At 44.9% G+C, this 9,225-nt stretch carries 8 protein-coding genes; all 8 read right to left on the reverse strand.

Annotated features, from left to right (window positions below):
* Positions 1-37 precede the first annotated feature (37 nt).
* The 8 genes from F8N35_RS10245 to F8N35_RS10280 all read right to left on the reverse strand — a co-directional run bounded on the left by F8N35_RS10245 (position 38) and on the right by F8N35_RS10280 (position 9,044).
* Positions 38-196, reverse strand: coding sequence for a hypothetical protein (locus tag F8N35_RS10245; protein WP_293052317.1), 159 nt, complete (start codon positions 194-196; stop codon positions 38-40).
* A gap of 312 nt (positions 197-508) precedes the next feature.
* The gene (locus F8N35_RS10250) at positions 509-1,966 is read right to left on the reverse strand and encodes a hypothetical protein (protein ID WP_293052319.1); all 1,458 of its coding nucleotides are present in this window, start codon (positions 1,964-1,966) and stop codon (positions 509-511) included.
* Positions 1,967-1,968: 2 nt separating this feature from the next.
* Positions 1,969-3,591, reverse strand: a complete 1,623-nt coding sequence (locus tag F8N35_RS10255; protein WP_293052321.1) for a DUF6057 family protein — start codon at positions 3,589-3,591, stop codon at positions 1,969-1,971.
* 186 nt (positions 3,592-3,777) lie between these two features.
* Complete coding sequence (gene pelA, locus F8N35_RS10260; RefSeq protein ID WP_293052323.1) at positions 3,778-4,959, reverse strand: pectate lyase; 1,182 nt, start codon at positions 4,957-4,959, stop codon at positions 3,778-3,780.
* 88 nt (positions 4,960-5,047) lie between these two features.
* The gene (locus F8N35_RS10265) at positions 5,048-5,860 is read right to left on the reverse strand and encodes a bifunctional UDP-sugar hydrolase/5'-nucleotidase (protein WP_293052325.1); all 813 of its coding nucleotides are present in this window, start codon (positions 5,858-5,860) and stop codon (positions 5,048-5,050) included.
* On the reverse strand, positions 5,847-6,596 hold the full coding sequence (locus F8N35_RS10270; protein WP_293052327.1) for a 5'-nucleotidase: 750 nt from the start codon (positions 6,594-6,596) through the stop codon (positions 5,847-5,849). Before F8N35_RS10270 ends, F8N35_RS10265 begins: the two co-directional genes overlap by 14 nt.
* Before the next feature lie 83 nt (positions 6,597-6,679).
* Entirely contained in the window at positions 6,680-8,692 is a 2,013-nt protein-coding gene (locus F8N35_RS10275) for an oligopeptide transporter, OPT family (RefSeq protein ID WP_293052329.1), read from the reverse strand.
* A 19-nt stretch (positions 8,693-8,711) separates the two neighbouring features.
* The gene (locus F8N35_RS10280) at positions 8,712-9,044 is read right to left on the reverse strand and encodes a PAS domain-containing protein (RefSeq protein WP_293052332.1); all 333 of its coding nucleotides are present in this window, start codon (positions 9,042-9,044) and stop codon (positions 8,712-8,714) included.
* Positions 9,045-9,225: the final 181 nt, after the last annotated feature.

Raw genomic sequence — 9,225 nt, forward strand, 5'->3', positions numbered from 1 at the left:
CTCTTTTTCTTGCATAACATTACTTTTTTGTGTAACGCTATTTCAGGACTAGACAATCAGACTTTTCTTGTTCTTTCAATACAAGTTTCTCTTCCAGAAAAATGATGATCTCTTTTTCTTTATCTTCCACATTCACTATATCAAAATAATCTGTAAAGCCTTCCGGTAGTAACAGGCTATATCCATCTTTTAGCATCTCTCTTTTTTATTGCAAAGATAGAAATTCTAATATTCCCCCTCAAGTTTTGTAGGTGAGCCCAGGTGCGTAGCTCCGCCGTCTTGGTAGCCTAACAGAACAAAGCAAAAACGGAGGGACGTAGTCCTGACATCTTAGAAATATTATCCTAAGACATCAGAGCTACGCTCCTCTGATTTCAATATCTCTGCATTACTACCAAGACTACAGGACTAACGTCCCTGAATTTGGAATTGGGATGCGGCATTACCTTTTTCAATCCAAAATAAAAGGACCAAAATTCTTCAATCCAAGCAACTACATTGCTGTTTATCACTTAAACTCTTCGCCCTTTTTACCGGCAAAAATCTTTTCGATATCGGATGCTTTGAAGATGGCTTTGGTACGTGAAAGCTCCGGAATATTGTACGAATAGAGAATCTCGTCGTAGTGCGACGGGTGTTTTTGCGGCAGCACAAAAGGCTTGCGGGCTTTGCCGTTTTTATCCACGTAAGCAAAATAGGGTTTCCCGTACTGGCCATTATCGCGCTTGCTGGCAAAGACGAACCAGCGGCTGTTGGACGACCAACTGTGATAAGTATCCGACCGATCGGAGTTGACCACGGCAAGCGGATCGACGGCTCCCGTTTGAAGGTTTATCATCTGCAGGTCGGTTTCGCGGTGCCAGATGGGGAAAGTACCATAATCGGCCACCGTAAAAAGAATATATTTACCGTCAGGCGAAACACGCGGAAAGCAGACCGATTTGCCGGTCGTTCGGGCATTCCAAAGCGTATCTACTTTTGCACCGAACTGTCGTTTTACAGGATCGAAGGCGATGCGACACAGACTGTACTTCAGTTTTTTCACCTCACCTGGCAAGGGAACGCTTTTAGCCGAACAGAAATAAATGAACTTGCCATCGGCTGAGAAAACAGGAAACGTTTCAAACACTTTCGGGTCGGAAATCAAGGGCGAAGTCAACATGCGATTATCGTCGAAATCGGCCACTACCAGATCCGAAGCCGTGTCGTACACCTCCATCCGCTTGTTTCCAAGAGAGTGAAACTCAGGAATAATGATATTGGTAGAGAAAACCCCGTAACGCCCCGAAGGATGGAAGCCGCCATACACCGCCGGAGAAATCATGTTCTCAGTTTTCAGCTTCAGTTTTCTCATCTTACCATCGCGGTTCAGGATAGTTCCCCCGTCTTTGCCCCGCAGGTGAAACATAGAAAGATCGCCTTTCTGATTGCCATAGATGTGGCAGTTCATGCACGAGTTCCCCAACTGGTTGTTGTCGGCCAGAATCCGTTCGTCAAAATTCTCAATATTACGTTCGCAAATGCGGATATCGCTCCACACTTCGTAACCCGGTTCAATCAGGCGGTAACTCAGGTAGCTATCGAGCTCCTCTTTTGCTACCTCCCATTCAAACGGCTTGTAGGCAATCCATTGTCCGTTAACCCGCGCCGTCACGCGCACCGTCAGCTTCTTACCGGCCTCCTTTTCGAGCAATCGTTTCCAGGCGTTTTCCGAAAAACATATTTCTTTTGAGCCATACACCGTCATACTGTCCGACAGTCCTGTCACTTTCACCTCCACGGCATCAGCATTGTTCCTCAACAGGAAATTGAGTGGTGCAATATTACACGGAATAGTCACATTGGCATAGTCGGGATAAATCGGAGGCAAACTATCAACGTGCGTTACATCCTTCGGTTTGGGTGAGCAGGATGCCAGTAGGCAAACACCGCACAGGGCAATATATATAAAACGGATCGTTTTCATGATTATTTAAAGGTTGCGAAGTGATAATAAAACCAGTATGTTTTCCCGAATTGACTCACCAGATAAGCCCTGCCGAGATAATTCTTTTCGTAGAGATTCGTATAGTTTGTAAAATCAGAGAAGAACTCCGGTGCAATCATGTATTTTTTCACTTCTTCGGCAGGCGTCTTGTGTTGTGCCAGCGCGATGAGCAGCGCCTGAGCGTAAACAGATTCGGCAGGTTCGTGTCCGGACAATTTGTATTTGTTGTAATCGGACAGGAAACCGTCAATGTCTTTTGCCAGCATATCGTAACACAAAAGATAATCCATCGCCAGTTTATTATCCTTGTTGCTGTCGAGCAAAATCCTCAGCGACATTGCCGGGTTGACGGCATCGCGCAAAGTATCCGTTTTTGCCACAAAAGAACGTTTTTTCTCCAACCATGCTTTGACGGCAGGGCTTTCCCTTCCCGGCACACGTACATCGGCCCATGATTTATACAACCATGTTTTTTGCAACATTCCCAGATATTTCATTACGGCAGTGGTATCGCCATTCACCATGTTAATTTCGGCCAGACGCTTCACCATGCGAGCACTCCGGTGGTCGGCCGAAAATATCATACCCAGCAAAGCAGAGTGTTCCGCCATGGTCATATCGCCCAACTGAAACCAGGCTTCGTTGCTGCTCCAGATTGCCAGCGGCGACATTTTGGGATTGAGCGGCAGCAATAAACCCAACGGTCCGGGCTGAGGCTGACTCAACAGTTTATCCGGCAAATCGCCCCTCATACCGTGAGAAAGATTGTAAAAATAGGCTCCCAAGCCCGATTTCTGGTAATCATTTTCGGTCAACACTGCTACTTTGTTCCACTGACCCGAAGCGCTCAGCACGTCCAGTTTCAACAATTTTTCTATCATAAAATCAGGCTGGCTCCAAAATTTATTGGTCGGAATCAGGAAAGCCTGTTTCACCGTAAGATAATAGGACTGGCGCAATGCGAAAGGAGTTGTCAACGCAATGATCGCACATACTAACATTGACAGATAACGACGGCATCCCAACTCATAAAGCAAAACAAAGAGCAGAAACACCCAAAGTCCGTAACCAAACATCCAGTAAGACAACACAGCCAACGCGGCTCCGGCAATATAACGAAACCGGGAAGGTGTATAAGCAAACGAAAAAAAGAGAGCGATCCCGCCGATAAACGCGATGGTGGAAGACAACCGGTAATCGATATCACAATTACGAAGCGCTTCCCATGTCATCACACACAACGAGAGCAGGACACGCAGCCAAAACCACACGCTTTTGTGCTTCGGTTCGTTTTGCATCCATGCTGACAAGACTTTACCCATCGCCAGATAAAACAGCAGACCCAAGGCAAGCAGCAACGCGACCAACAGCAATGATCCGCCGACTTCAAAATAAAAAAACTGGGTAAGAAAATCACCGGCAAGAGACGCCAGCCATGCAGGATGATGAAAATAGGAACAAAGGTATTCCTGCGAATACAGGAATAGTTGAAGATCGAGTCTGTGAACCAAATGGTATTTATAGAAGAACTGAAAAAACACAAAGCAGGCTACAGTCCATAGCGCAACCAGAGAGATGGCAATAATTCGGTGTTTTGACTTCATGGTAATTAATATTGAAACGCAGGCTCAACCGCCTGATATCTATCATTGACACTGGCAAATGTACAATAAAAATCATTCCTCCATTAATACTTTTTTAGCTACAAATGATACCGATATAATACAAAAAAGCAGCATCTAATAGTTTTGCTATTAAACACTGCCTGATTTATATACTTACGTCTCGTATTACTGATGTTTCGCCAACCACTTAGGATATGCATCAAGCACTTTTTGTGGTGCATAGGTATACCAACCGTATCCCACCCGACGCTCGCGACCCACGTCCGAAAGCTTGTAGAGGAACTTACTGTTACGATCGCAGAAAAGCGGACGGTGTGTTTCGAGTTCGTAGTAACGGGTCCAAATAACCGGAGCCAGCGAATCTTCCACCACAATACGGTCGGTGGTCAAAGTATGATAAATTGATTTTTCGGGAGGAGCCTGCACTGTTTTTACACGAATGCCATGAATTTCGGAAGCTTTGAACCATTCGACCGCACTCTTGATGGAGCTAATTATTGCCGGAGAAGGATTTTCGAGGCTCATGAGGAATAATACAATTTCAGCGCTTTCTCCGTTGCAAATACTGGGCGGTTCAAAAGCACGCGCCCATGCCGGAGACAAGTCTGTATTATCATGTTGCTGACACCATGCCGTAAGCACGCCCATATCCACGATCTGACATTTGAGAATGCAATCCAGACCTTTATCAAAAGAGAGTTTTACCTGCTGACGAACTTTGTTATCCAGAAAGGCAAAATCGGAATTTCCGTCTACGATTTTCTTAAACAAGTTCATCACACCGATATACGCTCCGTCATTGAACGTGATGTAACGGCTGTAACGACCCTGTTCGATAGGAAAATACTGTGGCCATCCGCCATTGGGATACTGAGCAGCAATCAGAAACTCAATTCCTTTAACGGCGCCCTTTTTGTATCGCTCATCCTTCAACAGATTGTAAGCCTGCGCCAGATAATCGACATGCGTATAGGAAGTAGAATTATCAATGGTTGTATGCAGGATGTTTTTCGTACGAACGAGACTGTCTTTCTGCTCGGGTGTAAGAATAGCCTGCATATCGTAATTCTTCGGCCAACCGCCGTTGTTACGTTGATAAAGCAGAATATTATCGGCAATCTCTTTCACCTGCGACTCTTTATACCGCGGTTGATCTTTCGTTGGCTGGATAATATTACCCTTATCGGCAATGCCATACCAATGACGGGTACTATCGCCGAACGGCTCGGTGGAAATTGTTCCCGATTCCGTTTTCGAAACCTTCTTTTGAGCCAAAAGAGGCATTGATATGAGTGTGGCCAACGAGAGACACAACACCACCAAGCATTGATAATGAATTGCTTTCAAAACAATAATGGTTTTTTGGTTAGTAAAATATTGAATTTGCTCCTTAAAATCATCTCTACAAATGGTATCGGAGCAAAACCAATATATTTTACTTCCTGAATACCATATCCACCCGCCCGATTTGAGCTCCGGTTTTACCGGCCTGAATAATTTGCACCGGCTTTCCATCGGCATTGGGCACCTGCTTATTGATGACCAAATGCGAATGTCCACTGCAAATCAAATCGATATAATGTGAATTCTTCGCTATTGTCCAATCAGAGAATTTAGCACTTTCAGCAACTCCAAGATGCGAAATACAGATCACCACATCGCATTTTGCCTGTTTTTTGAGTTTTTCAGCTACAGCGTTTGCCGTTTCTTCCGGATTGTGCCATGTGATTCCTTTGAAATTATAATCAGCAATAAGATTTACCGGGCTGATGCCCAAACCGAAAATCCCGATTTTCAGGCCACCGCGTTTAATGATGACATACGGTTTTACCAAACCTTCGAGAGCAGTACCTTTTACATCATAATTGGCACAAACAATCGGGAATTTAGCCTTGGACAAATGTTTGGCAAGACTGTCAAGGCCGTTATCAAATTCATGATTTCCAAGGGTTACAGCATCGTATTTCATCGTGTTCATACCCAACACTTCCACATCTCCTTTGAAGAAATTGAAGAAGATGGTACCTTGAGAGAAATCACCATCGTCGACCAGCACCACACATTTGTTATTAGCTCTGACCGTATCAATAATTCCCAACCGCCGGGCATATCCGCCCGTTCCGTCATCCCCGGGTAAAACCTGACTGTGCGTATCATTGGTTGTCAATACCACCAACGATTTATGCACCGAACATGAGGCCAGCATAAAAGCCATCACGCAAACTATTAAAACACTACTTTTCTTCATAGATCCTCCCGTCTAAAGTTGCGTGAATATGATTGCCCTTTGCAGTCTCCTGCTTCACCCAGTCGAGAATGACCGCCCGTAAAGAAACCGTAAAGAATTCGGCAGAAGACGCTTTCGTCAGTTCCTGATAAAAATCGTTGCCCTTGGCGATATAATCGTTGGCCACAACCCTGTATGTTTTACCTGCATCCAAAGGAGCACCGGCAATAGTTACATTGACCGCCTTCCGGTTATTAATTCCGAAACGAATTCCGGCAACAGGACCACCATGATGTGCTGCAATACTATCGGCCAAAGCCTGCACCCGGTCTCCTTTGAGATCGAGGACTACTAATGCATTTTCAAAAGGCATCAGTTCGTAAATGTGAGCCACTTTGATGTTGCCCTTGTGAATCGGCTTGCGTAAACCACCGGGATTTGTAACCGCAAAATCAACTCTGCCTGTAGAATGTTTCTGAGCATAAGACAACATCACATCTGCAAAGAAGTTACCCAAAAGGCTTTCCGGACGACCGGGCGTTAAGTCCTCATCCGTATATCCGATTACCTCATTCGCAGTTTTGACGGCAATATCAGCATAAGGTTTAACTGCGCTTACCATCCCCTGATCCTGAATTGCATCCGCATTCTGATCGACCGGAATCAACGTGCCCTTTATTTCGGCATGCTTTAACTGTCCGCACCCAGCCAAAAGCAAAGTGCAGGTCAGCATAAAGACGTTTATATATTTCAACATAACAATGAGTTCAAGATTCAAAAATTCCAAGTTCCAAGTGAAACATGCACTGTGTACTGAAGTACTGCAAACTGAGTACTACATTAGTGTTTTTCGGGTTTTGCACGCATCGAATCGTATGCAAGGTAACCGATAATGGCGCCGTACATCACCAAACCTAACCATTGAGCACCAACACTTTCCACCCAGGCTTCGTTTGTCAGGTTGATACCGCCAAAACGCAAGGCCGCACTTACCACTCCCATCAAAGCACCACCGGCAATAAATCCGGATGCAAGCAATGTTCCTTTTTCAAGACGGGCTTTATTTACAGCTTCTTCTTTTGAACGGGTAGAAACATACCAGGCAATCAAGCCACCTACCAACAGCGGCGCGTTAAGCTCCATTGGAATAAACATACCCAGAGCAAAAGCCAACGCCGGTATCTTAAACATTGTTAAAACAATAGCAATTACAGCACCAATACCGTACAAAATCCACGGGGCACCGGTTCCTGACATCAATGGTTCTATTACAGCTGCCATTGCGTTAGCCTGAGGAGCTACCAGCGCATTCGGCCCTGTAAAACCGTATGTTTTGTTCAGAATCATCATTACCACACCAACAGTTGCTGCCGACAAAGTAGCACCAAGGAATTTCCAACCCTGCTGTTTTGCAGGTGTACTTCCCAACCAGTAACCTATTTTCAGGTCGGTGATAAAACCACCGGCCATCGAAAGAGCCGTACAAACCACACCGCCCATTACTAAAGCAGCAACCATTCCGGCAGTGCCTTTCAGTCCGACAGCCACCATCACTACCGAAGCAAGGATAAGTGTCATCAGCGTCATTCCGGAAACGGGGTTTGTGCCTACAATGGCAATAGCATTCGCAGCCACTGTCGTAAACAGGAAAGCAATGATAGCAATCACGGCAAGTCCCACCAATGCGTAGAAAAGGTTATGAACCACTCCGAAGAAGAAAAATGCAAAAATGGCGATCAGGGCGACAATCACTCCAAAACCAAGGATTTTCATTGATAAATCACGCTGTGTACGCAAAACTGACGATTTTTCATCCGTATTTTTGCCACCACCGATTTCTTTAGCCGCCAATCCAACAGCTCCACGAATAATCTCCCAGGAGCGGATAATTCCGATAATACCAGCCATAGCAATACCGCCGATCCCGATGTGCCGGGCAAAAGTTTTAAATACCTGTTCGGCAGTCATTCCGTCAACACCACCCGGAACCGGAGTATAGGTCGGAGTGAGCCATTGCAAGGTAGTGTCGCCCAACAATGGCAAGAGCGGTACGATCACAAACCATACCAACGCAGAACCGGCACAAATAATAGCGGCATAACGTAAACCAACGATATATCCGAGGCCTAAAACCGCAGCACCGACATTCAGGTTAAATACCAGTTTTATTTTTTGAGCTATCGCATCGCCAAAAGGAATGGCACGTGTAGAGAATGTTTCGCTCCAGGCTCCGAAAGTAGCCACCACAAAATCGTAAATACCACCGATTACCCCGGCAAAAATAAGCGGTTTTGCCTGATTACCTCCTTTTGCACCGGAAACAAGTACCTGCGTGGTAGCCGTAGCTTCCGGAAAAGGATATTTTCCATGTTGTTCTGATACGAAATATTTACGAAACGGAATCAGGAAAAGTATTCCAAGAAATCCGCCTAAAGCAGAACTGAGGAAAATCTGGAAGAAATCAACCGACAAATCAGGATGCTTTGCCTGTAGAATATAAAGAGCCGGCAAGGTGAAAATAGCACCGGCCACAATCACTCCCGAGTTAGCCCCAATGGACTGGATAATCACATTCTCACCTAGTGCATTCTTGCGTTTCGTTGCGGTCGAAAGACCAACTGCGATAATAGCGATAGGTATAGCTGCTTCAAATACCTGACCTATTTTCAATCCGAGATATGCTGCCGCTGCCGAAAACAGTATTGCCATCAGCAAACCCCACCCCACGGAATAACGACTCACTTCCGGATAAGTCTTTTTTGGACTCATCAGGGGTTCATACTTTTCTCCCGGTTTCAACTCCCGAAAAGCATTTTCGGGCAATCCTGTAATTGGTTCTTGTGTATGTTCCATAAAATTTATTTGATTGTTTTTATTCTCTGACAAAATGAGGCATGTCGAATGGCAGTTCGAAAGAAATTTCGATCAGGCCTTTCACTTCTCCGTCTTCCCTCCATGGCATCTGATGAATGAGCTTTTTCACTCCTTTCTTTTCAATAGTATATATATTACTGTCTCCGGTCTCCATCAGTTGGCAAATTTTTTCCCAGGAAGAGCTGTTATGGCAATCTTTCAGATTTTTCCCCAACAGATCGCCATATTTAGCAAATTGTTCTGCAGAACGGTCGTTGCAATATATCACAACTCCGCTTTTGTCGCACACGGTCACAGCCGCTGCCGTTTCTTTCCAGTAGTCTGTAATCATAATATTCACTTTGCGCGCAAATGTACAAAAAAACGCTTATTCTTTTTGTTTATTTATACGCTCTTTACTACACCGGAAAGCACAAAAAAGCCGACTCGTGAAAGTCGGCTTCTTATAAATTGTAACTGTCTAGTCCTGAAATAGCGTTACACAAAAAAGTAATGTTATGCAAGAAAAAGAG

Origin of the sequence: Paludibacter sp., assembly GCF_009712605.1 — a bacterium.
Classification (GTDB): Bacteria; Bacteroidota; Bacteroidia; order Bacteroidales; family Paludibacteraceae; genus Microbacter.